The sequence below is a fragment of the Gluconobacter cerinus genome (genome assembly GCF_025961355.1).
In the GTDB taxonomy this organism is placed as follows: domain Bacteria; phylum Pseudomonadota; class Alphaproteobacteria; order Acetobacterales; family Acetobacteraceae; genus Gluconobacter; species Gluconobacter cerinus.
This window is the reverse complement of the sequence record NZ_JAOQNM010000001.1, coordinates 1,380,304-1,406,426: the sequence shown is the minus strand read 5'-3', so window position 1 is coordinate 1,406,426 and position 26,123 is coordinate 1,380,304. Positions and strand designations below refer to the sequence as shown.

27 protein-coding genes and 1 tRNA gene are annotated in these 26,123 nt (G+C 53.4%); 13 read left to right on the top strand and 15 right to left on the bottom strand.

The window, feature by feature from the left end; all coding sequences use genetic code 11:
• Positions 1-23: 23 nt before the first annotated feature.
• Positions 24-1,940, bottom strand: a complete 1,917-nt coding sequence (locus M2305_RS06535) for an alpha/beta hydrolase family protein (protein WP_264648901.1) — start codon at positions 1,938-1,940, stop codon at positions 24-26.
• 149 nt (positions 1,941-2,089) lie between these two features.
• Between M2305_RS06535 and M2305_RS06530 the strand changes: the two genes are divergently transcribed.
• Positions 2,090-2,692, top strand: a complete 603-nt coding sequence (locus tag M2305_RS06530) for a DedA family protein (protein WP_264649941.1) — start codon at positions 2,090-2,092, stop codon at positions 2,690-2,692.
• Positions 2,692-3,663, top strand: a complete 972-nt coding sequence (locus M2305_RS06525; protein WP_264648900.1) for an SDR family oxidoreductase — start codon at positions 2,692-2,694, stop codon at positions 3,661-3,663. The genes M2305_RS06530 and M2305_RS06525 overlap by 1 nt, the downstream gene beginning before the upstream one ends.
• Before the next feature lie 26 nt (positions 3,664-3,689).
• Here the strand turns inward: M2305_RS06525 and hemJ are convergent, their stop codons facing one another.
• Genes hemJ through hemE form a run of 3 tightly spaced genes read right to left on the bottom strand, consistent with a single transcriptional unit; the run spans position 3,690 to position 5,883 of the window.
• Complete coding sequence (hemJ, locus tag M2305_RS06520) at positions 3,690-4,133, bottom strand: protoporphyrinogen oxidase HemJ (protein ID WP_408871460.1); 444 nt, start codon at positions 4,131-4,133, stop codon at positions 3,690-3,692.
• Positions 4,133-4,837: an HAD family hydrolase gene (locus M2305_RS06515; protein WP_203548071.1), complete on the bottom strand. Its 705-nt coding sequence runs from the start codon at positions 4,835-4,837 to the stop codon at positions 4,133-4,135. The genes hemJ and M2305_RS06515 overlap by 1 nt, the downstream gene beginning before the upstream one ends.
• Positions 4,834-5,883 carry a uroporphyrinogen decarboxylase gene (gene hemE, locus M2305_RS06510; RefSeq protein WP_264648899.1) on the bottom strand — a complete coding sequence of 350 codons (1,050 nt, stop codon included), beginning with the start codon at positions 5,881-5,883 and terminating at the stop codon, positions 4,834-4,836. The genes M2305_RS06515 and hemE overlap by 4 nt, the downstream gene beginning before the upstream one ends.
• Positions 5,884-6,236: 353 nt before the next feature.
• Between hemE and M2305_RS06505 the strand changes: the two genes are divergently transcribed.
• Positions 6,237-6,848 (top strand): Maf family protein, encoded by a 612-nt coding sequence (locus M2305_RS06505; RefSeq protein ID WP_264648898.1) that lies wholly within the window; start codon positions 6,237-6,239, stop codon positions 6,846-6,848.
• Between the two features lie 92 nt (positions 6,849-6,940).
• Positions 6,941-7,016, top strand: a tRNA-Ala gene (locus M2305_RS06500).
• Positions 7,017-7,134: 118 nt separating this feature from the next.
• Here M2305_RS06500 and M2305_RS06495 read toward each other — a convergent pair.
• Positions 7,135-7,620 (bottom strand): aminoacyl-tRNA deacylase, encoded by a 486-nt coding sequence (locus M2305_RS06495; protein ID WP_099211300.1) that lies wholly within the window; start codon positions 7,618-7,620, stop codon positions 7,135-7,137.
• 99 nt (positions 7,621-7,719) lie between these two features.
• Between M2305_RS06495 and M2305_RS06490 the strand changes: the two genes are divergently transcribed.
• From M2305_RS06490 to M2305_RS06465, 6 genes are all read left to right on the top strand, one after another.
• Positions 7,720-8,136, top strand: coding sequence for a lytic transglycosylase domain-containing protein (locus M2305_RS06490; protein WP_202206879.1), 417 nt, complete (start codon positions 7,720-7,722; stop codon positions 8,134-8,136).
• 57 nt (positions 8,137-8,193) lie between these two features.
• Positions 8,194-9,048 carry a metal ABC transporter solute-binding protein, Zn/Mn family gene (locus tag M2305_RS06485; protein WP_264648897.1) on the top strand — a complete coding sequence of 285 codons (855 nt, stop codon included), beginning with the start codon at positions 8,194-8,196 and terminating at the stop codon, positions 9,046-9,048.
• Positions 9,032-9,697, top strand: coding sequence for a metal ABC transporter ATP-binding protein (locus M2305_RS06480; protein ID WP_264648896.1), 666 nt, complete (start codon positions 9,032-9,034; stop codon positions 9,695-9,697). Before M2305_RS06485 ends, M2305_RS06480 begins: the two co-directional genes overlap by 17 nt.
• On the top strand, positions 9,684-10,490 hold the full coding sequence (locus tag M2305_RS06475; RefSeq protein ID WP_099211294.1) for a metal ABC transporter permease: 807 nt from the start codon (positions 9,684-9,686) through the stop codon (positions 10,488-10,490). Before M2305_RS06480 ends, M2305_RS06475 begins: the two co-directional genes overlap by 14 nt.
• A gap of 258 nt (positions 10,491-10,748) precedes the next feature.
• Positions 10,749-12,236, top strand: coding sequence for a sugar porter family MFS transporter (locus tag M2305_RS06470; RefSeq protein ID WP_086633309.1), 1,488 nt, complete (start codon positions 10,749-10,751; stop codon positions 12,234-12,236).
• Positions 12,237-12,265: 29 nt separating this feature from the next.
• Positions 12,266-12,709 carry an HIT family protein gene (locus tag M2305_RS06465; protein WP_264648895.1) on the top strand — a complete coding sequence of 148 codons (444 nt, stop codon included), beginning with the start codon at positions 12,266-12,268 and terminating at the stop codon, positions 12,707-12,709.
• On the opposite strand, the gene M2305_RS06460 is transcribed toward M2305_RS06465, so the two are convergent.
• The 5 genes from M2305_RS06460 to rfbB all read right to left on the bottom strand — a co-directional run bounded on the left by M2305_RS06460 (position 12,700) and on the right by rfbB (position 17,304).
• Positions 12,700-13,710, bottom strand: a complete 1,011-nt coding sequence (locus tag M2305_RS06460) for a glycosyltransferase family 2 protein (RefSeq protein ID WP_264648894.1) — start codon at positions 13,708-13,710, stop codon at positions 12,700-12,702. The genes M2305_RS06465 and M2305_RS06460 overlap by 10 nt on opposite strands.
• Positions 13,711-13,786: 76 nt before the next feature.
• Positions 13,787-14,677, bottom strand: a complete 891-nt coding sequence (gene rfbD / locus M2305_RS06455) for a dTDP-4-dehydrorhamnose reductase (protein WP_232309224.1) — start codon at positions 14,675-14,677, stop codon at positions 13,787-13,789.
• Between the two features lie 8 nt (positions 14,678-14,685).
• The gene (rfbC, locus tag M2305_RS06450; protein WP_046900410.1) at positions 14,686-15,249 is read right to left on the bottom strand and encodes a dTDP-4-dehydrorhamnose 3,5-epimerase; all 564 of its coding nucleotides are present in this window, start codon (positions 15,247-15,249) and stop codon (positions 14,686-14,688) included.
• 106 nt (positions 15,250-15,355) lie between these two features.
• Complete coding sequence (rfbA, locus tag M2305_RS06445; protein WP_174694806.1) at positions 15,356-16,228, bottom strand: glucose-1-phosphate thymidylyltransferase RfbA; 873 nt, start codon at positions 16,226-16,228, stop codon at positions 15,356-15,358.
• Between the two features lie 20 nt (positions 16,229-16,248).
• Positions 16,249-17,304: a dTDP-glucose 4,6-dehydratase gene (rfbB, locus tag M2305_RS06440; protein WP_099211286.1), complete on the bottom strand. Its 1,056-nt coding sequence runs from the start codon at positions 17,302-17,304 to the stop codon at positions 16,249-16,251.
• 188 nt (positions 17,305-17,492) lie between these two features.
• On the opposite strand from rfbB, the gene M2305_RS06435 reads away from it, so the two are divergent.
• Both M2305_RS06435 and M2305_RS06430 read left to right on the top strand, forming a co-directional pair.
• The gene (locus M2305_RS06435) at positions 17,493-19,541 is read left to right on the top strand and encodes a hypothetical protein (RefSeq protein WP_264648893.1); all 2,049 of its coding nucleotides are present in this window, start codon (positions 17,493-17,495) and stop codon (positions 19,539-19,541) included.
• Positions 19,538-20,227 (top strand): histidine phosphatase family protein, encoded by a 690-nt coding sequence (locus tag M2305_RS06430; protein ID WP_264648892.1) that lies wholly within the window; start codon positions 19,538-19,540, stop codon positions 20,225-20,227. The genes M2305_RS06435 and M2305_RS06430 overlap by 4 nt, the downstream gene beginning before the upstream one ends.
• A 30-nt stretch (positions 20,228-20,257) precedes the next feature.
• Here M2305_RS06430 and M2305_RS06425 read toward each other — a convergent pair whose 3' ends face one another.
• Complete coding sequence (locus M2305_RS06425) at positions 20,258-20,425, bottom strand: hypothetical protein (RefSeq protein ID WP_264648891.1); 168 nt, start codon at positions 20,423-20,425, stop codon at positions 20,258-20,260.
• A 573-nt stretch (positions 20,426-20,998) separates the two neighbouring features.
• Between M2305_RS06425 and M2305_RS06420 the strand changes: the two genes are divergently transcribed.
• The gene (locus M2305_RS06420) at positions 20,999-22,264 is read left to right on the top strand and encodes a tyrosine-type recombinase/integrase (protein ID WP_264648890.1); all 1,266 of its coding nucleotides are present in this window, start codon (positions 20,999-21,001) and stop codon (positions 22,262-22,264) included.
• 218 nt (positions 22,265-22,482) lie between these two features.
• On the opposite strand, the gene M2305_RS06415 is transcribed toward M2305_RS06420, so the two are convergent.
• The 4 genes from M2305_RS06415 to M2305_RS06400 all read right to left on the bottom strand — a co-directional run bounded on the left by M2305_RS06415 (position 22,483) and on the right by M2305_RS06400 (position 26,076).
• Positions 22,483-23,295 (bottom strand): DUF3800 domain-containing protein, encoded by an 813-nt coding sequence (locus M2305_RS06415; RefSeq protein ID WP_264648889.1) that lies wholly within the window; start codon positions 23,293-23,295, stop codon positions 22,483-22,485.
• A gap of 125 nt (positions 23,296-23,420) precedes the next feature.
• Positions 23,421-24,740, bottom strand: coding sequence for a restriction endonuclease (locus M2305_RS06410; protein ID WP_264648888.1), 1,320 nt, complete (start codon positions 24,738-24,740; stop codon positions 23,421-23,423).
• Between the two features lie 62 nt (positions 24,741-24,802).
• Positions 24,803-25,834, bottom strand: coding sequence for a virulence RhuM family protein (locus tag M2305_RS06405; RefSeq protein ID WP_015072884.1), 1,032 nt, complete (start codon positions 25,832-25,834; stop codon positions 24,803-24,805).
• Entirely contained in the window at positions 25,831-26,076 is a 246-nt protein-coding gene (locus M2305_RS06400) for a helix-turn-helix domain-containing protein (protein WP_264648887.1), read from the bottom strand. The genes M2305_RS06405 and M2305_RS06400 overlap by 4 nt, the downstream gene beginning before the upstream one ends.
• Positions 26,077-26,123 lie beyond the last annotated feature (47 nt).

Here is a 26,123-nt window from a genome sequence, read left to right as displayed (position 1 = left end):
GTCTTCTATTTTGATTTTTTTACTCATATGGCCGGATCAGCGGATGTGGCAAAAACAGTTCGGTAAAATCTCAGCTCTCTCTCAAGAGCATCTTCGACAACTTCACGGGCTCTAAAACCGTGACCTTCGTCCGGGTAAACATGGAGATCAGACTGTGCCAGTTTTGTTCTCATGGCTTCAGCCTGTGCGAGAGGCACCACCTTGTCAGCACCGCCATGCAGGAACAGGACAGGAACGGAAATTTTCTCTGCATGTGTAAGAGGAGAACGTTCCAGATACACAGCTTCCTTTTCGGGATAAGGCCCAATCAGACCATCCAGATAGCGTGCTTCGAATTTATGCGTCTCTGCTGCCAAAGCCCTTAGATCCGTAACGCCATAAAGAGAGGCGCCTGCCGCAAAAAGATCAGACTGTGCCAGCGCTGACAGAACCGTCAGCCCTCCTGCACTGCTTCCGCGAATAACGCAGCGTGTTGGATCAACCAGCCCTTGTTCAATCAGAGACTGAACACCGGCCAGGCAATCCTCGACATCTGCAACACCCCATTGTTCGTTTAGGGCTTCCCGATATTTGCGACCAAACCCTGTTGAACCGCGGTAATTGACATCAAGAACAGCGAAACCGCGGGAGGTCCACCATTGCACTTTGAAAGCAAAGCCTGAATTGGCACGCCCTGTTGGACCACCATGAGCCATAACAACCAAAGGCGGTTTTTCGCCTTCTTTTAGATGCGAAGTGCTGCTCGCTGGTTCATAGAAGAGCGCATATGCCTTCGATCCATCGGCTGTTGGAAAGGAGAACAGAGAAGGCTTGGCAATGTCGTCAGACGTAATCGTATCAGGCAGCACAACACTTGGGCGAAAACGCTCGAAATTCCCATCCATATCACCAACAGCCAAAGCAGGTGGAGCGTTTTCGGGGGCATCAATCCAGGCAAACTGTCCGTTCGACAGACGTTCTGGAACGTTGACGGGCGCTCCCATCTGAACAGTTTTCCAATGTCCCTCTGCAAAGAGCAGAACGCCAGTGAGGCCTTCCCGAATTCCTAATGCGAGCAGCTGACCGTCAGGCAATGGCGTGAGCGTTCTTTGTCCGAAGACCCAATGCGGCAGACCAATCTCAGCTCCAGCCTCTGGGAAAAACTGCTCTTTCCATCCCGTTTGATCATGCACAAATTTAACAGGCGTCCAGCAGCCCTGAGCATCTGATGTCGCATAAAGGCTACCATCTGCTCCCCAACGCGGTTCAATAATACTGCAGGGTGTCTGGCCACTCAGATCTGTGGCTCGTCCAAGCTTGAGGCCGGTTCGGTCAATAGGTGCCACATACAGTCGGGTGACTGTCCACGGCATTTCCGGATTCTGCCAGGAGAACCAGGCCAGAGAGGCACCATCCAACGAGGGGCGAGGGGCTGCATAGAAATCAGCCCCGTCTACCAGAACCGTTTCCTGGCCCGACCGTGATACATGAACTAGCGCCGCTATTGGCAGACCTTCGTCATGCGTTTCACGAACGCAGAAAACACCGTCTCCGGCTGTATCCCATGCCAGATCAGCATAACGCATTTCCGGTGCACGATAGCCAGATAACGCCTGAAACGTGCCCTCTCTGTTACTGAACCACAGGCCGCCGACCTTTCGGTCACTGAAAACGACTTCTGGATATCCGTTTTTCAGGCGGACATCCCACGCTCCTCCACCATATTCGTGAACACGGGTTCCGACGGTTCTCTCTGGCGGTATCAGATCTACGAGTGTTCCATCGTGACGTCGTCCGACGATCACCGTGCGGCCTTGCTCTTCTGGTCGGGTCTCCTGCCAGAATACCCAGTCTTCGACCGTTCTGAGTTCAGAGAAAGAAAGAGTGCGGCCAGCCACGAGTTCAGGGCCAACCCAGGAGGGCCAGTTTCCGGCTACGTGAGGAGGGCAAAGCTCAGTCATTTTTCATCCCGTGTCTGATGTCCTAATATCGTAGCTGGCGGTTTTGCCTTCCGCCATATTCGCACAGGATCACGACACTGTTTCATCTCACGCAATTTCTCGATCACCTGCTCCAGGAATATGGCTACGGCGTTATCGGCGTGACAGTCATGCTGGAAAGCATGGGCCTGCCACTGCCAGCGGAAAGCATCATCATTGCTGCGTCCCTCTATGCAGGAAGTACGCACCATCTCGAGATTCGATGGATTGCCCTTGCCGCTGTGACAGGCGCCATCATGGGCGATAATTTCGGGTATCTGCTCGGCCACCATTTTGGTTACAGCATCCTGAAGAAACACGGCAAGAAGGTCGGCTTGACTGACGAGCGCCTGATGCTCGGCCGCTATCTTTTTCGCAAACACGGCGGGATTGTTGTCTTCCTTGGACGCTTCGTCGCTGTTCTGCGTGTGTTCGTTGCTCTTCTGGCTGGAGCAAACCGAATGCCCTGGCATTCGTTTCTTTTTTTCAACGCGCTGGGCGGTCTCTTCTGGGCTGGAGGCTATGCCTTCATCACTTATGAACTCGGTAAGCAGATCGAAAAGATCACTGGGCCGGTTGGAATTGCTCTGGCCGTCGTAGGAGCCTGCTGTCTGGGAGGAGCGTTTCTCTTTCTCAAAAAGAACGAGAAACGACTGACTGAAGAAGCCATGAAACAGGCTGAAGAAGATGAAAAGCGCTCAACCGCCGGAGCCCACGAAAAAGGACAACACTGATGACCCGTCTTCCCCAGACCAGCTGGTCTCTTGATAATCTGAATCGTCTGGATGGTCAGACTGCGCTCATTACGGGCTCCACAGGCGGCCTGGGTTTCGAAATTGCCTGTGGGCTGGCTGAGCGTGGCGCTTCCATCATTTTGAGTGGTCGTAACCTGGAGAAGGGCAGGGCGGCTCTTAACCGCCTGTATGAACGTGTTCCAAGTGTGCAGGGCCGCTTTGAAGTGCTGGATCTTGCCTCACTGGCATCTATTGCAGCTTTTGCCACCGCTTTGCGCGAGCAGGGACGCCCCATTCAGCTTCTTGCCAATAATGCTGGCATCATGGGCCCTGCATCCCGTCTCACCACAAAAGACGGGTTTGAACTTCAGTTTGGTACCAACCACCTTGGTCATTTTGCTCTGACCGGACGGCTGCTCCCTCTATTAGCCGCGGGCAATGCGACAATCATGACTGTCGCTTCCCTTGCTGCCCTGAAGGGTGAAATTCCGTTTGGTGATCTGAATGCCCGGCACCGCTACAATCCGATGGCACGTTACCGGCAGAGTAAACTTTCAAATCTGCTCTTTGCTCTGGAACTAGACCGCCGGGCCAAGAAAGCTCCCTGGCCCATTCATTCACGGGCTGCTCATCCCGGTTGGGCGGCAAGCGATATTGTCTCCAATAACGGCTCGCTTGATCGGAATGGTACCCCGATTGGTCGCTGGGGTCGTAAAATTGCCCGAAGCTTCGCCGGCCCTGTGTTTCATATGATGGGACAGACGGTGGAAGAGGGGGCTTGGCCGCTTCTCTATGCTCTGGCGTCTCCTGAAGCGCATGACGGAGGTTATTATGGGCCTCAGGGCAAGGGAGAAAGAACCGGTCTCCCGGGTGGAGCCGGACTGCCAGAGGCTGCGTCAGACCATACGCTTGCAAAACGCCTCTGGGCAATTTCTGAAGAAATGACTGGCGTCAAATACGGCCTTCTCTAAGGCCGTATCTTTACAGGCGACGTGTCTCAGGGCCGAACCATGATCATAATGACAATGATCACCATGAGAATGGTCGGTACCTCATTTGCGATCCGGTAATATTTCTCGGAATGCGGATTACGGTCTTCTGCGAACAGACGACGCCATTTGCTGCATGCCCCATGAAAACCCATGAGGCCAAGAACACAGACCACTTTTGTCCACCACCAGCCGCTGTTCCAGTCCACCAGACCCGGCACCGACGACATCATACCCCCCACGAGCACGGTGACAATCATCGCAGGCGTCATGATCTGACGGAGAAGCTTGCGCTCCATGATTTTGAAACGTTCGCTCTCCGCAGTACCAGGCGTTGTCTGGGTATGGTACACGTAGAGGCGTGGCAGATAGAATGTCCCCGCCATCCAGGCCGTGAAGGCCATGATATGGAGGGACAGGAACCAGCTCAGGTGATCAACAACGAAGTCCATCAGTTCTCTTTCTGGCTTTGAAGCGTCTTGCGAAGCAGCGGTACCAGTTCGGAAAGATGATCGATCCTGACGAAGCCTGGCGTTGGCCAAAATGCCGGAAGAGGGAGGTCTTCTGAACGAAGAAGCACACAACTCATACCAGCACGCCGGGCGGCTTCAGCACCCGTGTCACTATCCTCAATCACAACACAGTTTTCTGGCAGAACACCTTCTGCTTTTGCAGCGTACAGATAAACCTCAGGAGATGGCTTCGGTTCATCCATGTCATTTGCTGAATGGACCCGGTTTTCCGGGAAAAACATGGTCATCTGTGTCCGTTCAAACTTGGCATCCATCTCAACGACAGACGAGTTCGAACCAACACGAAACGGCAGTTGCAAACCACGTATTCCATGTAGCATTTCTGGCGCACCCTCTACAGGTTCTGCCATTTTCTGCATTAGACGTACAAGATTTTCCCTCATTTTGAGTGCCGTATTTTCAGGTAGAGCACGTCCTGTTTCGTGCTCCAGTTCCTTCACGACCTGAGAAAGTGCCTTACCTGAAAACCGGTCATGAGCCTCATCATCTGAAATCTTAAGACCCAGGGACCGGGCGAACTCTGCTGTGGCCCGGCAGGACGCACGCTCACTGTCCACGAGTACACCGTCACAGTCGAAGATGACCAGTTTCAGCTGGCCTGCTGCATCCAGAGCCGTGGTCATATCGCGCGCACCGCCTCAACGAGGGCACCGACGTTTTCAGGCGGAGTGTGCTGCATAACGCCGTGTCCCAGGTTGAAAACATGCGAACGTCCGCGAAGCGCGTCCCGGATCCCCTGAGCTTCACGCACCATGGCCTCACCGCCAGAAAACAGGACCATCGGGTCCATGTTCCCTTGCAGCGTCACGTTTGGTACCAGCTCCGCAATCTGCGCCGGATCAGCCACTGTATCGAGCGCCAGCGTATTGATCCCGGTCTTTTCTGCGTATTCGCGTATCATGATCCCTCCGAGACGCGGGAAACCGATAATCGGCGTATTCGGATGCTTCTCCTGGATATGACGCACGATCTGCCGGGTAGGTTCAATCACATAGCGACGAAATGCGTTGGGAGGGAGAATTCCAGCCCAGGAATCAAAGAGCATGACAGCTTCAGCGCCCGCTTCAATCTGGCCGCAAAGCATCTCTGCCGTGTTGATCGTCAGGGTTTCAATCAGACGATCAAACAGCGCTGGATCAGTTTGCATCATTTTGCGGGTATTGGCGAAATCCCGCGATCCGCCGCCCTCAACCATGTAACAGGCGACCGTAAATGGGCTGCCGGCAAAGCCGAGCAATGTCGTGACATCTGGGAGTGATTTACTTAGTCGCGAAAGTGTTTCCCGAACAGGTGCCGTGGCCTCCTGTACACGCTTGGGATCAAGTTTTTCCAGATCTGCCTGAGAACGGATGGCGCCAAGAACCGGGCCCCGACCATCAATGAATTCAAGGGACTGACCCATTGCCCAGGGCAGAATGAGAATGTCCGAGAATAGGATTGCTCCGTCCATTCCATACCTGCGGATCGGCTGAAGGGTGAGTTCTTCAGCCATGTCTGGAGTCATGCAGCGTGTCAGGAAGTCAGCCTTGTCACGCATGGCACGAAATTCGGGAAGGTAACGCCCTGCCTGCCGCATGAGCCAGACCGGCGGGGGCCAGACAGCTTCACCCTTGAGAGCTCTCAGGAGCGGTTTCGAGGATGGGGAGAGGGGTGCGTTTTCCGAATTCATGCCGCTCACTAACCATGAAAGAAATAAGAAAGAAATCCTGGAGGATAGGATGATCCCTGTGGATACCGGGGTACCCGGCTCTCTAAAAATGTACCCCGTCTTACTCACACTGTGTACAACTGCAAAACCCGCAGTGGACAAGGGGGTGTAGGATTCTATCCCGATTTGCTCACAGACCCCCTGTGTACAACCCCCAAAATTTGGGGGCGTACCCAACAATCCACGGTACTCGGTACCTTCCCGCAAACTTCAAGTACTGTCCCCATGTACCCCAGTACTGACACAATCTTTTCACCGGGTCATACGCAGTACTGGTACTCGTGCTCGCCGTCGATAGTTTGGAGTCGCATCTTATGACCTTGCTCAATAATTCCATAATCCTCGCAAGTGGCTCGAGTGCTCGGCGAGTACTTCTGGAAGAGAGTGGTCTGATCATTCAGGTTCGACCGGTAGATCTGGATGAAGAGGCCTTGCGCCAGCAGTGTGAAAGTGAAGGAAAATCTCTGGGAGACACGGCTTTGGCTCTCGCGGATGCCAAAGCGAGGCTTGCGGCCGACGTATCGCCGGACACCAGTCTGATTATCGCGGCTGACCAGATCCTCGATCTGGACGGAACAGCCTTTGCGAAGCCGCAGGATCTCAATGAGGCGAAGGCGCATCTTAAATGCCTTCGAAACCGCACGCATACTCTTCAGACGGCTGTCGTTTTGTATCGGGGCACACAGAAAATCTGGGAGACACTCGCTACTCCTCAAATGACGATGCGCCCCTTTTCCGATGAATTTCTGGAGCTCTATCTAAAGGAAGAGGGAGATAGGATATTGTCCTGCGTAGGGGCTTATCGGCTGGAAGGCTTGGGTATTCAGCTCTTTTCCAAAATTTCGGGCGATCAGGATGCTATCCTTGGGCTTCCACGACTTTCGCTTCTTGAGAAGCTGCGTCAGGAGAACGTGATTCTAGCCTGAAAAAGTGTTTTTATGGCTTGTCACGATGAAAACATCCTTATATACCGCGCTCATCCGGCTCCACCCCAAAAGGGGCTGTAGATGAAACACGTGGGGCCATAGCTCAGTTGGGAGAGCGCCTGAATGGCATTCAGGAGGTCGTCGGTTCGATCCCGATTGGCTCCACCAGTTTCTTCCAAAAAATCTGAAACTTCTGCTCTACGATTTTTGTGTCTTTACACACGACGCGCTTATCGTTGGATCAGACCTTGCCCTTTCAATATGAAGATCAGGTCTATGTCCAAATTCAGGGCAGTGGGCGAACGAGGTCTGCGACCAGACCGTTCGTCGCTATGAGAGCATCTTGAGGTCCAAGTTCCAGAAGAAGGCCTCGGTCTCCACCATTGATGACGACAGGGGGGCCATCCATTGCACTCTGATCAAAAGCTGTTGGTACAATACTGCGCTGGCCGAATGGGCTGACACCGCCAATCTTGTACCCTGTCCGCTGTTCTGCCTCCGGGCGAGAGAGCATTTTGGCTTTTCTCCCCCCAAATGCTGCTGCAACCCGTGTGAAATCCAACTCGCGATCAGCAGGCAGGACAACACAGGCAGGGCGCCCGTCAATCTGCACCATCAGGGTCTTGAGAACATGATCCGGGGAAAGACCCAGGGCTTTGGCGGCGGCGATACCTAGTTTCCCGGCGGATGGATCATAGTCATAAATGCGACGCTGATAGGGTATGGACAGAGCATCCAAGGTCAGGGTTGCGGAAGTATCCTGTGTGTTCATTCCTGTTGCTCTTATTCTTTCGGCTTGTTGTGTCAGGATGGCAGGTAGGGTCAGGGGATGCTAGACTATGAGCTTCTTTAATAAAGATGACAGGGTTTCATGGCCGCTGGTTTCCTAGCCTGTATGTTTGCTTCGGCTTTGCATTATCGTATTCCTCCCCGTGTTCTTCCTGCCATTCAGCGGGTTGAGGGTGGAGTGATGGGCAAGGTTAGCCAGAATAAGGATGGATCAGTGGATATTGGTCTCATGCAGATCAATTCGCGGTGGATCCTTCCTATTTCATCCATGCTGCACCAGAGCCCTGCCCAGATTGCAACGCGACTGGCCCTTGAGCCTTGTTTTAATGTTGCTGCCGCTGCGATGATCCTTCGCACCGCTCTGGATAATGAACACGGGAATCTCATGCGCGCCATTGGAGATTACCATTCACGAACCGTGCCATTGAATATGGCGTATCAGCGTAAGGTTCTTGCCGCAGCAACCGAACTTTACGTAAGGCCGCCGTCCCGAGGATAGCCAAAGGGAGAATGTTATCTTATAACGTTTTTCCTTTCCATCCGTCCGGGGAAACTCATGCGCTGTGTCCGAACCCTGTTTCTGGCTGGTTCGCTTCTGACTGCGCCTTTTGCGTATGCTGCTCCGTTGCCTGTGGTCTGCGTTGAGGCAGCCTGGTGTAATATTGCAGCGCAGATTGGTGGACCGGCTGTTCAGACACAGTCTTTAATTTCAACTCCGGGCATCGATCCCCATGAATTGACGCCAACGCCATCCATGGCGCGGAACATGGCTCATGCCAGCGTCATCGTTCTGAATGGCGCGACCTACGATGACTGGGCAGTCCATTTTTCTCCTTCATCAGCAACACGGATTATTGCAGCAGAAGAAGCGGGATGGCGCGCAGGGGATAATCCGCATCTGTTCCTCGATCTGAACGCCGTGCGTAAAGTGGCCTCAGCCGTGGCGGACGCGTTTATAGCGCGGGGCTTGGATCAGACGGATATTCATAGTCGCCTAACGAGCTTTCTGACACAAGTTGATGCTCTGTCTGGCCAGACAGCAGCCATCAGGCAGAAACACGACGGGACTATCATCGGTGTCATGGAACCGGTGGGAGTTGATCTGATCCAGACGATGGGACTTAGGATCATTGACCCCGGGTTCGCCCTGTCGGTCATGCATCATAGCGAACCGTCTCCGCGCGATGTGGCTCAACTGGAAACTGCAATCGACAGCAGACAGATCAGATTTCTGATCGTCAATCCTGCCGTCAGGTCTCCACAGATTGACCGTATGGTAGAGCGGGCCAGGGGCAGCGGTCTGCCGCTGGTTATGATAGGAGAGACGCTCCCTGTCAGCCAGCAATGGCAAGACTGGGTCTCGTCGATCCTTCAGTCCGTTCAGCAGGCACTTGATGGCCAGTCCCAATAACCTTGTTCTTGAGAATGTTACCCTCTGTGCAGGCCAGACACGTGTTTTAAATCAGGTTTCCCTGACCGTGCCTCTTGAAGGCATTACGCTTCTGTCAGGACGAAATGGTGCAGGAAAATCGACTGTTCTGCGGGCCTGCCTGGATCTTGTAAGGCCTGAGAAAGGACAGATCCTGATTGACGGCCTCTCCCCCGGAATGGCCTGTGAACGCATTGGATATATGCCGCAGGGCTTGAGCGATGCGGCTCTCATGATTCCGGCGATCAGTCATGTGATGGCTGCCATGGACGGTGCGCGCTGGGGCGTGCCTGTTCGTTTTGGTCAAAGAAAAAGGGAGGCCGAGAGGCTTCTTGCCCTGACTGGAGCACTCTCTTTCTCAAAACGGCCTCTGGGACATCTGTCAGGGGGAGAGCGACAGCGTGTCTGTCTGGCACAGGCACTTGCTGGTCAACCGGGTCTGCTCCTTCTGGACGAACCCCTTGCCGCTCTGGATCACGACGCGCAGCAGCAGATTGTTGTCCTGCTGGTATCACTCACCCAGACCCTTGGCGTTTCAATCCTTATGACATCTCATGAAACTGCTGCGCTGGAAGGAAAAGTAACGCGCGTTCTGGTTCTGGAAAATGGCGAGTTGCATGTTCGAATTTGAATTCATGCGGCATGCATTTCTGGGATGCACGCTCGTCTCTGTTCTCGCAGGAACTGTGGGATGGTTTCTGAGCCTGCGGCGACAGGCTTTTGCAGCCCATGCACTGTCCCACATTGGCTTCAGTGGAGCCGCAGGGGCAGTCTGGCTTGGCGTTTCGCCTCTCTTTGGAATGATTGCTTTCAGCCTTCTGGCAGGACTTGCCATAGGAAGCGAAGGTGAGGGACGCGGTAAAATTCCCCCTCAGAGAGACAGTACGATCGGCCTTGTGCTTGCTGCCAGCCTTGGCCTGGGCACCTGGTTCCTGCATGAGGCCAACGGAGCCTCCAGCATGGCGACGACACTGCTATTTGGGGATGTGCTCGGAATTGACACTCCGACGCTGTTCATTCTGGCTGGAGTGACGGCCCTCTGTCTGTTGGGGCTGGTTTTTCTTGGACGGCCGCTTCTGTTTTCGAGCCTGACGCCAGAAGTGGCGCGTGCACGGGGTGTTCCTGTGCGCCTGACGTCCCTTGGATTTATGGCTGTAGCAGCTTTGGCCTGTTCAGCATGTGCCGAAGTCTCCGGAGCATTGCTGGCCTTCAGTCTCATGATTGGCCCGGCAGCTACGGCATTGAGGCTAGGGCTATGCCCGGCGATGGGACTACTGGTTTCCGTATTGCTCGCGCTTGTCCTGTCCTGGGGCGGTCTGATGCTGTCCTGGATAACGGATATCCCCATTCCATTCTGGATTGGGTTGGGAGCAGGGATTTTTTATGGATTGGCGAACCTCTGGACGAGGCTGCGGACTAATTAAGAGATCCGGCGAACCAGTGCACGAATACGATGAAAGCAACGATACAGATGTGCATGATGATCAGGATTCTACCAGAAATATAGGGCACATCACGGGTGGTATCGGGTGTGGGCGTCAGCATAGAAGGTCTCCGGAGCAGTCCTGATATTCATATAGAATTCTGGTTTTCGTGGCCACAATAAGTGGAAGCTCACTTAATTTTCAAAAAAATAGAAAAATGCGGAAAAACTGAATAGATTGCGATATGTTAATGTCATTATGCCAAATGATACAAAAACATCTCGACCTGCTCGTGAAAAGATAGACCTCTCACAGGTTGAGGTCTCACCGAACGCGAAATTGATCCTGATGCTTGCAGCCATGGTTGCTGCAATCTGCGGTGGCCTCTACGGCTACGACACAGGCATCATCTCCGGTACATTGCCTCTGATTGGCGATGATTTTCATCTGAACTCTACAATGAAAGAAAGCGTCGCTTCGGCTATTCTTCTTGGAGCAGTATTCGGCGCCTTCGTGGCCGGGTCTCTCTCAGAAAAATTCGGACGGCGCACCACAACGTGTCTCGTGAGTGGTGTCTTTGTCCTTGGCGCGACAGCGTGCGCTTTCTCGCCGGATGTATGGAGCCTCATTGCTGCACGGTTTGTGCTTGGACTTGCCGTCGGTGGTTCCACACAGGTTGTGCCGATGTATATTTCGGAGCTGGCCCCCCAGGAACGGCGGGGAAGCCTTGTGACGATGTTCAACGTGGCGATCGGCCTCGGTATTCTGATTGCCAATATCATCGGTCTTACACAGCGCACGAACTGGGGCTGGCGCCCTATGGTGGGGATTGCCGCGATACCGGCTTTCCTTGTCTTTGTATCCATGTTCTTCATGCCAAAGAGCCCGCGCTGGTCTGCTGAGAATGAAGGCATGAAGAATGCCATCCTTCACCTTAGCCGTATCCGCACTACAAAAAGGGCAGTTCGCAAAGAAGTTGAGGCCATTCGTGAGAACGCAGAGGGCATCAAGCAGGAGAACCGGGGGTGGCATGGTCTTTTCCAGCCCTGGGTTCGACCGGCTCTCGTCGCAGCACTGGGTGTAGCATTCTTTACGCAGTGCGGTGGCCTGGAGATGATGATCTACTACGCCCCAACCTTTCTGAATGATGCTGGTTTCGGAGCTTCGTCAGCGCTCTGGGCATCGCTTGGTGTTGCGATCGTTTATTGCATCATGACCATTCTGGGCTGTCTCTTTGTGGACAGGATCGGTCGGCGTCGTCTGATGTTGATCATGGGGCCAGGGGCAGCACTCTCGCTGGTTGGCCTGGGTATCATGTTCATGCTGCACCCTGCCGCAGGCAGTGCAGGGTCATATCTGATTGTAGCGTTCCTGCTGCTGTTCATGATGTTCAACTCGGGTGGCATTCAGGTCTGTGGCTGGCTGCTGGGTGCTGAAATGTTCCCGCTGTCCATGCGTGGACAGGCGACCTCCCTGCATGCTGCTACCCTGTGGGGGGCTGATCTGCTTGTCACCAGCACGGCTCTTACGATGGCAGAGGGCATTGGTCTGACATGGACGATGTGGTTTTATGCCCTCGTCAATCTGGCTTCGGTTATCTTTGTCTTTTTCTTCGTCCCAGAAACATCCGGTGCTTCTCTCGAAGATATTGAAGACGCCTTGGTGGAAAACCGTTTCCGGCCCACTCGCGACAACAAGCGTATTGTGCCGGAAGAGGATGAAGAGGACGCACGTTCCGCTGCATGATAGCTTTCCCTTTTTGAAGGGAAACATGCATGTTGGATGTTATTGCAAAACGGGTTGTTGCCGCGCGAAGTGGCAGCAACCCGTTTGTCATTGGGCGTATGAAATCAGGCTGGCTTGTTATTGGTGAAACGCAGCCTCTTGCAGGATATTGCCAACTCCTCGCCGATCCTGTTGTGCCTTCCCTGAATGACTTGAAAGGTGAGGAGCGGATTCAATATCTTCTGGATGTTGCTGCCGTCGGGGATGCTCTTCTGGCTCTTACCGCCTCAAACCGCATCAATTACGAAACATGGTGCAATCTGGCACCGTCTCTTCATACACATATTGTTCCGCGGTATGCTTCAGAACCTGAAGAGCTACGCATCAAGGCAGCCAGTATTGCTTATGATTATGCGTCTGCGCGCCCATTCAGTCTTGAGCATGACGGGGCCTTCATGGACGTCATGCGGCGTGAGCTACATATTCAGCCTTGAGAAGGCTGTCGGATCGCGAGAAGAAACCAGAGACGGAAGATAGCGGTCTCACAACGTGTCTGGCGTTGAAGCTCTCTTCGCTTCCAGAGGATTTTGATTCTGGCTCTTAACGTTCGGGCTCCGGCCAGTTCTGACAGAAGGGTCTTTGCGTCTTCTGTCAGGATATCCGGTTCCTGGAACAGGTGCTGAACATTGGACTCAAAGATCGTCATGAAGACGCCGGGTCCACGTCTGAGAGCACTTAAGCCGCGGCTGAGAAGCGAGCGTTTGGCTCCGACGGTGTTGCGCGCGTGCTGGCGATAGTAGCTGACACACCGCTCATCAAAAAAGACTTTACCGCCAGAGGCCATCGTAACGAGATAAGCCCACCAGTCATGCAGGATGAAGGGTGGAGGCAGTCGCTCATATAAAAGCTCATATGTCGCCGCGTTGATAACAACCGTATGCCCGGTTGCGATGTTTTGCGTCAGAGCGGATGCAAAGTCAGGGGCTCTGCTGAGGGACGCCGACTTACTGAACACGTTGAGCGAAGAATCTGTCAGATACTGACGGGCACAGTATAACGCTGGCTCATTTAGCGGCTGTTTCTGGAGCCATTCCAGCGCCCATTCCAGCTTTTGAGGCTGCCAGACATCATCCTGGTCCGCGAACGCTACGAACGGCGTTGGAGGAATGGAATCCAGAAGATGCAGATAAGACCCCGTCACGCCCATATTGCCCATGACGGATGTAATTTCGACGCAACGCCCGTGTCCGCGATGCTCTTCAAATGAGAGCATAATCACACGGGATGCATCAGTTGACCCGTCATCACGCCAGTAAAGGACCCAGTCCGTGTGGGTCTGCGCGAGAATGCTGTCGAGCTGTGCGTTGAGATAGGTTTCGCCGTTATGCAAGGACAGTAGAATGGCGACACGGTCTGTCCTGTCGGCGGTCTGGCTTGCTCCTCCCCGTATCATCTGTGGGTTCCAGCGGCGAATGCCGGAGTGGGGAGAAGACATAATATCCTTGGTTAAGACGGGTCAGGGAAGCTGGGCAGGAGGGTCATCCTGCGTAATTGCTGGATGACCCATTTTTTCAGATCGCAGCGAAAAGCCGGTGGACTGTCCGTGCGACGCTTTCACGCCATTCAGGCAACCGAACGCCAAACACACGATGAAGTTTTGAACAATCCAGTCTTGAATCCTGCGGACGCTTGGCCGGGGTCGGCCAGTCTTCAGTCCGGATTGCACTGACTGTTGGCATGGATTGACCATGCTTTTCTGCTTCTTCCAGTGCAGCGACAGCCAGACCGTGCCATGTCGTCTCGCCTGTACCGCTGGCATGATAGATGCCAGCAAATTCCGGCTTCCAGCCATCTTTCTCGATGAGGGCCAGAATAGCGAGAATAGCGTCAGCCAGATCGTCAGAACTGGTGGGGTTGCCGCTTTGGTCGCCAACAACCTTGAGCGCCGGATTTTTGGCCCCAGCATTGATCATGGTCTTGACGAAATTTTTGCCGTGCGCGGAGTAAACCCAAGAGGTCCGAAGGATGATGCTCTTTGGGTTTGCCGCCAGAACAGCCTGTTCGCCGTCAGCTTTTGTGCTGCCATAGACTGTTTCAGGGCTGGTAGGATCCTCTTCCGTGTAAGGAGATCCCTTGTCACCGGAGAAAACATAGTCCGTTGAAACGTGGATGAACGGAATGCCAGCCTTTGCGCAGGCTTCCGCGAGCGCCTTTGGGCCTGAGCAGTTGGCGCGTTCAGCTCCAGCTGTTTCCGTTTCTGCCAGATCAACGGCCGTCCAGGCAGCTGCATTTACGACAGCTTCAGGGCGGTATTTTTCGATAGCTGCGGAAATGGTTTCCGGCTTGTCAAAGTCGAATTCAGGGCGCCCAACACGGATGATCTGATCACCCCCGATGTTCGCAAGAGACGTCGCAAGCTGGCCATTGCCGCCCGTGACGAGGATAGGACCTGTGCTGGACATAATGCGACTCACTTTTCGTAAGAGAACCAGCCCTTGGCTGCGGAGAAGTGCGGAGCGACCTTATCCTTGTCAGAAAGGATAGCCTCTTCTTCGGCGATGGGCCAATCGATGTTCAGGTCCGGGCAGTTCCAGATGACGGCGCGCTCGGAAACCTTGCTGTAAAGCGATGTGCATTTGTACTGAACTTCCGTGTTCTCTTCGAGAGTCACGAAACCATGCAGAAAGCCCGGCGGAACCCAGAGCTGAGACCAGTTTTCAGCAGACAGCTCTGCAGCCACCCACTGACCATAGGTCGGGGAACCCGTGCGTGCATCTACAGCAACATCCCAGATTGCACCGCGCGTCACACGAACCAATTTTCCCTGCTCATAGGGGGCAAGCTGGCAGTGAAGCCCGCGCACAACGCCCTTTTCGCAGGATAGGCTCTGATTGTCCTGAACAAAAGGAAGGTTGATGCCCGCTTCCGTCATACGATCGAAATTGTAAGTTTCTGAAAAGAAACCCCGGTTGTCACTAAAACGTGGCGGCGTAACAAGAATGACGTCGGGAATGGCGAGACGTTCAACCTTCATAACAAAATCCTTTTTTATAAATGACGTTTGAGAACCGGAGGCCAAATAGAGATTGCCTCCGAAAAAACGCTGTCTGAAAACTCAGACAGCGTTTGGGGTTTTTATTTCAGGAAGCGTGGTCCGCGAGTTCAAGCAGAAGGCGCCCAAGCTCTGTCTTGCCCATTTTCTTCGCATGGGCACGAAGCTGGTCAGCGTTGATGAACTTGTTGCGAAACGCGACTTCAGCAGGTGAGCCAACCAGCATACCCTGACGGGACTGAATGGTCTGAACGAAGGTTCCAGCCTGCATCAGGCTGTCCGGCATGCCGGCGTCAAGCCAGGCACAGCCGCGCCCAAGGCGATCGACCTGCAACGTTCCCTCTTCAAGATACATCCGGTTAAGGTCAGTGATTTCCAGTTCCCCACGAGGGCTTGGCTTTACCTTTTTGGCAAAATCCACAACGCGGTGATCATAGAAATACAGACCTGTGATGGCCCAGTGAGACTCTGGCTCGGACGGCTTTTCCTCAACCTTCAGGGCCCGACCGCTTTCATCAAATGACACCACGCCATAACGTTCTGGATCGCGGACCTGATAGGCGAAGACGGTTGCTCCTTCCGGACGGTTCGATGCCGCACGGAGTAGAACGCCGAGATGTTCGGAGAAGATCAGGTTGTCGCCAAGGGCGAGTGCGCAAGGCGCCCCTTGGATCCAGTCTTCCGCGATCAGAAATGCCTGGGCCAGACCGTCCGGGGAAGGCTGGATGCGGTATTCAAAGTTGACGCCGAACTGTGAACCATCGCCCAGAAGGCGCTGAAACTGTGGCATGTCATGCGGGGTCGTGATGATCATGATATCCCGGATTCCCGCCAGCATCAGCGTGGAAAGAGGATAATAGATCATCGGCTTGTCATAGACCGGCAGGAGCTGCTTTGAGGAAGCAAGCGTCATGGGATACAGGCGTGTGCCTGAACCACCAGCCAGAATAATGCCCTTCATGGGCTTCGTCTCGATCGTGCTCATGAGCGTGTTCCCAGTCGCTGTCCCGTGTAACGCTTGGAGCGGATTCCTTCCCACCAGTCACGGTTGTCGAGATACCACTGAACCGTTTTGCGGATGCCGGTTTCGAAGTCGTTCTTGGCTTTCCAGTCCAGCTCTTTCTCGGCGTGGGACGGATCAATCTCATAACGGAAGTCATGGCCGGGACGATCTGTCACATAGCGGATCAGACGTTCACGCGGGCCTTCCGGGTCAGGAAGAAGTTCGTCCAGAACAGCGCAGATTTTCTTGACGACTTCCAGGTTCGTCCGGGGCTGACGGGCACCAATAGCGTAAGTCTCTCCCGGCTCGCCGATTTCGACAGCGCGGACAAGGGCTTCAGCGTGGTCTTCAACAAACAGCCAGTCGCGGATGTTTTCACCTTTGCCGTAAACCGGCAATTCGCGACCTTCAATGGCGTTGATGGTCACGAGCGGAATGAGCTTTTCCGGGAAGTGCCAGATGCCATAGTTGTTGGTTGTGTTGGTGACGAAAGTTGGCAGGCCATAGGTGTGATACCAGGCACGAACCAGATGATCGGAAGAGGCTTTTGAAGCGGAGTAAGGGCTGCGAGGGTCGTAAGGGGTTGTTTCAGTAAATGGCGGATCGTTTGGCTCAAGGTGGCCAAACACTTCATCCGTTGAAATATGGTGGAAACGGAAAGCCGCTTTCTCATCATTCCCAAGGCTGCTCCAGTATTTCCGGGCAGCTTCAAGAAGAGAATAAGTGCCAACAATATTTGTCTGAATGAAAACGCCAGGACCATCAATCGAACGGTCTACGTGGCTTTCAGCAGCCAGATGCATGACGGCATCAGGGCGATATTCCTCAAAGAGGCGCTGCATCTCAACGCCGTTTACGATATTCGCCCGTGCGTGGGAATAACGCGGATCAGAAGCGACTTCGGCTACGGTATCTTCAGAAGCTGCATACGTCATGCAGTCTACATTCAGCACGCTGTGTTCGGTGTTTCTGATAATATGACGCACCACGGCTGAACCTATGAAGCCGCAACCGCCTGTCAACAATATCCGCATTTCAACCTCTTAACATCACGGTAGGAGCTCCAGCCCCGTCACGAAGAAGTATCTTACAGTGTTGTACAAGAGGCGCAAACTTTGATCATGGTAATATTAATGAAACCAATTCCCGTAACCATTAAGGCCTCGCCCCGAGTTCCTTAATGAGCTACCCAGACATTCCTGTTAGGCAGGAGATTAGAGGCATGCTGGCTGATATACTGACCCGATCGCTTGTAGACGTTTTGGAGCGTCCGGATCTGAGGGTCGTTGCTGCAGGGCTGATGCCCGAGCTTGATATTTCGCTGGAGCAGTCTTTTCAACTCGGTGAGAATCTTCTGTCTGAACCTCATTCGGTTACAGGCCGCGCATGTTTGAAGCTGGGTGAACCCTGTTTGCGAATGCCGGGTCTGGCTCCGACATTCCTTCGACAGGCCGTTGAGCTTTTCCGGCTTCTTCACAATGGAGCTGACGCCCGGCTTGCGAGTTTTGCAGCCGCTCGTGTTGCCGCTCTCTTTCATGCGCTTGATACGAACGCGGTCAATCCCCTTCCGCAGGAGCTGGCTCTCTGTGCGGGAGACGTTCCGAACAGCACAACGCTTCTGTCCCTTTGGGGAACTCTGAAGAAACACCTGTCGGATACGCCTGAGTTCACCGAAGATGACGCAAAGCGCCTCAGACCCGTTCTGGTGCGTCTGTGGCACGTTATGGCGCCGGCAGAGACATTGATGAGTAGTGGCGGGGATTCCCGTCTGGCCGTTGATCCCGAAACTGGCCTGAACAAGTATTCCTGCTCTCATCGTCCACGCCCCTGGGCTGTGACGTTCGGTTCTTCCACAGCTTCATCTTTGTCAGAGCGGGGGTTCGGGGGAGCAGAATTCGCGCGTTGCATGATGATGAATGCGCTTCTGTCCAAGCAGGACCCTGATCTTGTGCAGGAAGGGATCGTCAGAAGCGCGCGCGCAGGTATTGGGCGCCACTACGGATTGCCTGAAGATGCCGTTCTTCTGTCTGCGTCTGGCACGGACTGCGAACTTGCTGTTCTTGCCCTTGTCGCTGCTGGAACAGACCGACCAGTTAGTTCCATTCTGCTGGCGCCCGACGAGACAGGAAGCGGCGTGCCCCTTGCTGCGCGTGGCCGTCATTTCGCGGGTGACAGCGCATGCTCCACGACAGTCGGGAAGGGAGAACTGATTGAGGGATTCCCTGAAGACACACAACTGTTCGGGGTTACCATCCGGAATGAGGATGGAACTTCGCGTCCGCTTGAAGACATCAATGCCGAATGTAGGGAACTGGCCAGACGAGAAGTGAAAGCTGGCCGACATGTCCTGCTTCATCGTCTGGATCAGTCAAAAACGGGTCTTGCTGCGCCTGATATGGAAACGGTTGCAGAGTTGCAGGCTGAGTTGGGAGAGCATCTGAGTGTAGTAGTAGATGCCTGTCAGGCTCGCCTCAGCCCGTCGCGTGTTTCGGAATGGGTCCGCGATGGTCTGATGGTTATGATCACAGGGTCCAAATTCTTTACGGGACCGCCGTTCTGTGGGGCACTTCTGGTGCCAGATGTGATCCTGGAAAAGATGCCAGCGTTTTCGCTTCCAAAAGGCTTGAAGTCTTATGGAAATCGAGACGAGTGGCCTGAGCAGGCTGACAGGCACGCGTTGAATAATGGTCATAATATTGGTCTGGCCCTACGCTGGCATGCCGCTCTCGCTGAAATGGATGCGCTCTTTTCGCTTCCTGATTCCCTGATCCGCCAGAGACTCAATGATTTCATGACCGAGGCTGTTAAGCTGGTAGAGGCCAGTCCTACCTGCACGTTACTGCCCGTCGGGAAGCCTATTGATGACGGTCGGTGGGACGCTGTGCCGACCATTCTGTCATTTCTGGTGGAAGACCCCAAAAATCCGGATGCGCCTCTCGGACTGGAAGATGCGCGTAAGTTGCACCGGTGGCTCAATGCAGATCTTTCACCATGGATAGGGGAGGGGGAGCCAGCACTTCTTTGTGTTCTTGGCCAGCCCGTTCCGGTTCCACATCCCTTGGTAGCTGGCCATGCCGGGGCTTTAAGACTGTGCGGCGGCGCGCGTCTGGTCTCAGGAGAGCCATCGCACGAAGGCCTGGACGAAAAGCAGCGCTTGCAGCGGGAATGCGCAGACGCGAAGCGGGTGCTTGCCAAACTTGAGCTCATTTTGGAAAACTGGGACGTTCTTCTGGACGCCAACCCTGTTCCCCGTTACGCGCCTCTCTCATGACACAGACAGACCAAGCCGTCCCTCATGGACACTTTCTTGATACGCCTGAACTGCCGCGCGGTATTACCCGCTTCTGGCTGATCAGACATGCCGTTGTAGAGGCGAGCGCGCGAAAGACCATGTATGGCGCGATGGACGTTCCGCTTTGCAGGGATGCGATGGCAAGCCAGCAGGGTGGATACGCTGCTTTGGCCCGACGTCTGCCGTCCGATGCTGTCTGGTATACCTCACCCCTGCAAAGGGCACGCGATACTGCCGCGCAGATACGCTGCGCAGGAGCATTTACACACGCTGACGTCACGGTTGACCCAAGATTTATTGAGCAATCTATCGGAGAGTGGCACGGAACGCCGCACGATCAGTTTCTCTCTCTGCTGAGGCTGCCGCCCAATCCATTTTGGTCTTTGTCAGCCAGTGAGCTTCCGCCGGGCGGAGAGAGCATGCTGGATGTTTGTGCGCGCGTCTCCCATGGGCTGGAAGATCTTGCCAACGCAAATGCTTGTCAGGATATGGTTGTTGTGAGCCACGGTGGCGCGATCCGGGCGGCACTTTCACATGCTCTGGCCATTCACCCTGATATTGCTCTGCGCTTCACTATTCAAAATCTATCGATTTCGATTATCGAGCGTATCAATGGGCTGTGGCGTGTTGTGGCTGTTAATGAACTGCCAGATTTTCGGGGATAAACCGGGGATGCCCCTGAAGAGGTCTTGTGGTCAGGTATTCTTTTTCTTTAAGCGAGCACTTGTCACATCAACAATCCAGTGCATCAGGCAACCGCCGAGTGCAGCCAGAATATAGGATGCGTGATGGTACTCTTGCAGAAGCTTGTATGTCAGAACTGCGAACAGCGCCGGGCAAAAATTCTTTAAAGCTTTTTCCATGAGATCTTTTTGTCGTCAAAAATGGCGATAGGAAGATTTCATTAGCACTAAAGAAAGCTCTTCTAGGGGCTATTGTTTTTAATTTTTGTGAAAATGCTCGAGCGAATGCTTTTTAAAAGCGAAAGCAACCGAATTTAAAAATTTATATTTTTGAAGGGTAAGACCGGAAACGGAGCTTGGTGGGCACACAAGGGCTCGAACCTTGGACCCGCTGATTAAGAGTTACGCCCGGCGAAATACAGTTAAGACGCAATAAAACGCAAAACCGCGCAATAACAACGCCTTATAAAAGGGCGTCTGAGACGGTTTGTGCAAAGAGACGCACCGAAACGCCCCTATTGCTATTTCAAATGAGTCCGGATTGAGTCCGGAAAAACTCGTCAGCGGGTTCAGAGAGGGGAAATGGGGCAAAATGAAATTCAGGGAGCTACACAATTACGGTGTTATAGGTGTTATAGGTGTTATAGGTGTTACTCACATATATAATATATTGATTTTACTGTGTTTTTATCCGGTTTTCTCACTAACACCTTTCGATTTCGTAGGTGTTAAAGGTGTTATTGAGGGCTGGGCATGAGGTTTTCGAAGCGGGAAATAGACGCTCTCACCTGCCCGCCGGGCAAACGGGACGCTTTGTTTGCGGATACAGAGACCAAAGGTTTCCTTGTTCGTGTCACTGACACGGGAGCCAAGCTGTTCCTCTTTCAGTATCGCTACGCAGGAAAGGTCCGTCGCCTCAAGTTGGGAGAGTATGGGGCGCTGACCATTGCCCAAGCCCGGAAGATGGCTGAGGAAGCTCGTGGGCGCGTTCTTGCTGGCGGAGATCCCGTGGGTGAACGCCTGGCGGAAGTAGTCTCCTATCAAGCCTCCCTACAGGAACGGGCCGCACAAGCGGCGATAGATGCCCTGACGTTGGATGTGCTGATTGATCGCTGGGCTGCCATGGCCCTCAGGGAGCATAGCGAGACCTATAGGCGGGAGGGTCCGCAACGCATCCGGTATAACTTCCAGCAGTTCCTGAATCGCCCCGCGCAATCCCTGACAGTTTCTGAGTTACAGGCCCGGCTCGATGAGATTGCAGAACGGCACCCCACCACGGCCCGGCGCCTGCAAGCCTATGCCCGCGCCATGTATGCCTGGGCGGTGAAGCGTCAGCTGGTCGAGGATAACCCTTTCGCCCGACTGATTGTTGAAGGGCGTGAAGTCTCAAGGGATCGCGTTCTGACCGATGAGGAAATCGGGGAGATATGGCGGGCGGCTGGACAGATGGCCTATCCCTTCGGGCCGTTCTTCCGGTTGTTGTTGCTCACCCTGCAGCGGCGGGCAGAGGTTGCAGAAATGCGCTGGGAGGAAATCTCACCTGATCTGACAACCTGGACCATTCCTGCGGAGCGAACAAAGAACAGCAGAGCGCATATCGTTCATTTGTCGGAACCTGCACGGCATGTCCTGGCTGCGCTGCATAGGCAGACAGATCCGAAGACAGGGGCCATCTCTCCTTATGTCTTCACGAATACAGGCAGGACGCCGATCTCCGACTTCTCAGGGGCCAAGGAACGGCTGGAGAGACTGATTGAAGTTGAGAGAGCTGAAAAATCGCCGGGAAAAGAAGTCTGCGCCATGCCCGCACCGGGCTGGCGATTGCATGATCTGCGACGAACAGGCGTGACGGTTATGGCCCGCCTAGGGGTTGGGCCTCATGTGGCTGATCGGGTGCTGAACCATGTTCAGGGGACGATCAAGGGGGTAGCGGCTGTCTATCAGCGGCATGAATTTCTGAAGGAACGGGAGATTGCCATGGATAGTTGGACGACTTACGTGCTTGTAATCAGTAAGTAGTATAAATGTGAAGCTATGACATTTTGACATTAAGCAGTTGATAATCTTCGACGATTTTCGGTCATATAAGATAAAATATAAATTTAAACTTTTTGAGGCTTCAAAAGTTACAAGTAAGTCGTTATAAGGCGACCCATAGGGCCAACTGAGGCCGGGCGCTGTCGTATGACAGCGGGATAGGAGGCTCGGGAGTTTATACTCTCGGGCCTTTTGTCTGTTTAAACTCCGTCAAAGCAGTAGTATTTCACACCAAGGTGCTCCTCGGTTTCCTTTAGTGTATTGTCAATAATTTTACATGAATTGTGGAGATTAATATAAGGAAGGTAACTCTTATCATATCTACCTTTTACCAAGGGATACAATAAGAGATCAGCAACTTGTCCCATTCGATGAGATTTGTTGAAAAAATTTGGATTTTTTAAAAGGGATGAAGAAAAATCTCGAGAACCAAGAGGATTATATTTCGAAGAAGTAACTGGATTGAAATTTATTCCTTTTTCTATCATTTCTGTATGATATCTGCAAATATCAGCGTCTTCACGCTTGCCAGTTTTTTCTATGTAAACGGCTAACTTTCTTCCATCTCTCAAAGCTATTTTGGCAGCTCGTTCTATGAGAATAGAATAAACGCTCTTACACAGATTCCATCTTTCTAGGGCTGGGTAATGAGAATATCTTTCTAGGTATCCCGGCCTATGGACTACACAAGCTGTTGCATGTCCTGGAATATTGCACAAAAAATTACTAAGGTCTTCCATGAAGGAATTAGCTTTATTCTTTTGTTTTTGGTCTCCCAGCCAAGACCATTCATTCTTTTTGGAACGAATTTTTGTGGAATGCAGCGGATAATTTATACTATATTTTTCGCAGATTTTATCTAAATCGACGGTAGTTTGACGTGCCTCTTCAGCCTTTATGAGGATTCCCCCCATTGCAAAATAGTCCATCCCATCATTTCGAGGGGTGGATGGACGATCGATGAAGCGAGATCCGCTATCATCTACAAAGAGGTGATAAGTTGGAGTAGGCATTACTCGGGATTATCTACTCCACCTGAGAATTTTCGCAACCAAACTTTGCGGCTATTTTATGTTGACATGGATGCGTGGATTAATTTCGAAAATCCAAAATTATACATTCAAAACTGATATGGTGACTAAGCTGCCAGCCGCTCACAGAACGAAGCCAGTTCTTGATGATGCAGTAGATGCACGCCTGTTGTGGCTGCGAGCTGTCGGGCCGGGATTGTGTAACCGGCGTTTGAGGCAACGATAGCCTCATCTGCCTGCTGGTGCTGTTTGGCGGTGTAGATCTCCTGCACGGCTTTGTTGCCGACCGGCTGGCTATAGAGTTTGCACTGAACCACGATCTTCCGGCCGCCTTTGGTAGCAATGATGTCCGCTCCCTGGTCGCCGCTGGCCTGTGTGACGCGGGCGTTCCATCCGGCTTGTTCCAGAAGCAGGGCACAATGCCGCTCATAGTCGAAGGGGTCCATCTGAGGGTCGAATACGCGTGGATCGCTCAGTGGCTTTTGATTGAGAACAGCGCCGGGCGGCATACGTTGGGCGATTTCTTCAATGCGTGCCTGTGCTTGGTCTGCTAGCCCCTGCCATTGATCGGCCAAGCCTTCTACCTGCAGAAGAGGCGAAACGCGGGTGTTGCAGAAATAGCCGATCTCCTTGGCCCATTTGGTCAGATGAATTGTGCCATAGGCGTCTGTTGTCACCAGTTGAAGGCGGCGAACCTGCAAAGCTGTGCCTTGGTCGCGAATTTCCTTATCGATGATTTCCCAAGCCCGGCGTTTACGTGCGGCCCGGCGGCGTGCCCGAAGTACAAAATATCCGATCAGGCCTGCTGCTATCAGAACGAATATCAGTAGTCCGCCCGATCCTGTATCTTGGGTTTTTGCAGAACTGGGAACAGGACTAGATGTGACAGACGGCACAGGCTCACTTGGCGTATTGTCTTCTGGTGCCTCGTTGGTTGTGGCCTCTGTGTCGTGGCGGGGTTTCTGCCAGCCTTTAGGCAGAATATCCGTGGTCTCGCTAGAAGGCTGTGAGGCTTCTTGGTCTGGGCTTGCGGGGGCTAGCTGCACTGGCCCGTCTGCTGGGGCTTCTGCGGAAGACTGGGGAGGTATGGGTAGGCCAGCGGATACCTGTTCTGGAAGGAAGAACAGTGGGGGCATCCCTGCGCGTGGCGGATCGCGGCGTAAGAGAAGCAGTCCGTTTTGCTGGCTGATCTGTTCCCATTTCTCGCTGGGCTCAACCTGGAAGCATCGGCCATCGGTAATGACGAAGTGGACCCAGCCTGGATCGTTTTGGCGCGGATCTGCATGATTGGCGAGGGCGCGTGTGGCTCGTGGGTTTACGCAGGCATAGGACTGCCCGGCGGGATGAAATACCCCATCTGCGAAGGCTGTGATGGGAGCAAACAGCGTGAGAGCCAAGAGAAGTGTTCTGGTGTTAAGGCCGCGCATTGTTTCTCCTGACGTTCTCAATGACTGTTTTGCTCAATGTTCTGGGTTCTGATGCAGTGCGCTCAGTCCTGCCTTCTCTTGCGAGTAAGCCGCACAGTTTTCTCGATGTCTTCCAGAGCGACGCTCACGTCTATGTCCGGCTCGCTTTCCATCTTTTGGCGGTCTGCAAGTTTGCGGCTTGAATCAAAGGCTTCGTATCGTTGGTGGGCAATGTCATCGGCCTGCTTTTTGGAGCGCCGTCCTACTCCACGAAGAACTGGAAGCTCGTTACCGCTCAGAAAGTTATCAAGGATGCCCGTCCACTCCTGAAGGGCAATCGTGCTACGTCGCTTGGCTCGAAATTCTGCCGTCTCAAGAAACATCGTGACGATCTGGTTGAGTTCTTGGATTTCCTGATTGCCCAAGTAGTTTTTGGCAGTGGTTACATCTGCCTTGCATACTCGCCTACTGGACCATGATGTCAGACCCATGTTCGGTGCATTTGGGTCAGATCGTTCAATGATCAGTTCAGCCGCTGTATGGCTGGTTATTGCGTAGAGCATCTTGTTCTGGATAGTGGCGTAGAAATTTCGAGATACTGGGCTGTCTGCGTCATAATCGGGGCTCAGGCTCAGAATGTCGCGAACCTTGTGATAGAAACGCGCTTCTGATGCCCTGATATCCCGGATGCGCTGGAGTAGCTCATCGAAATAGTCATGTTTGGGGTCCTTCAGGCGCTCATCGTCCATGGCAAAGCCTTTGACGAGATACTCTGAGAGGACGCTGTTGGCCCAGCGGCGGAACTGGGTTCCACGTTGCGAGCGGACGCGCATACCAACGGCGAGAATGATATCGAGATTATACACCTCGATTTCGCGAGAAACCTCACGATTCCCTTCCATTTGAACTATTGGGAATTTCCCAATAGTTGCCTCACGTACGCATTCGCCCTCTTCGTATATCGCCCGGATATGCTGATTGATTGTGGTGACGTCGCGGGCGAATAACTCAGCTAACTCCTTCTGGCTGAGCCAGACTGTTCCGTTTATGGCTTTGAGTTGGATTGAGGTCGTGCCGTCTTCGGTGTTGTAGAGAATGATCTCGCCGTTGCTCATAGGGACGTCTCCTTTTTCAGGCGCACGCCGGGGCCGCCTCCGTTTTTGGGGAGGAACTCTACGCCTGCGGCTTCCAGGGCTCTTCGGATAGCTGTGATCGTCGTGGATCGTGGGGCAGTCGCACCGTCCTCAAAACGGACAAGAGTGCTTTTAGGAACGCCGCTCTCATTAACTAATTCATCTCGGCTCCAGTCCAGCAATCCTCTTGCTGCTCTTACCTGTGCCGGTGAAATGGTATCCACAATATCATTTCCGCTTGCTTCTGATGCGGGAGAGTGACACTCTCCGT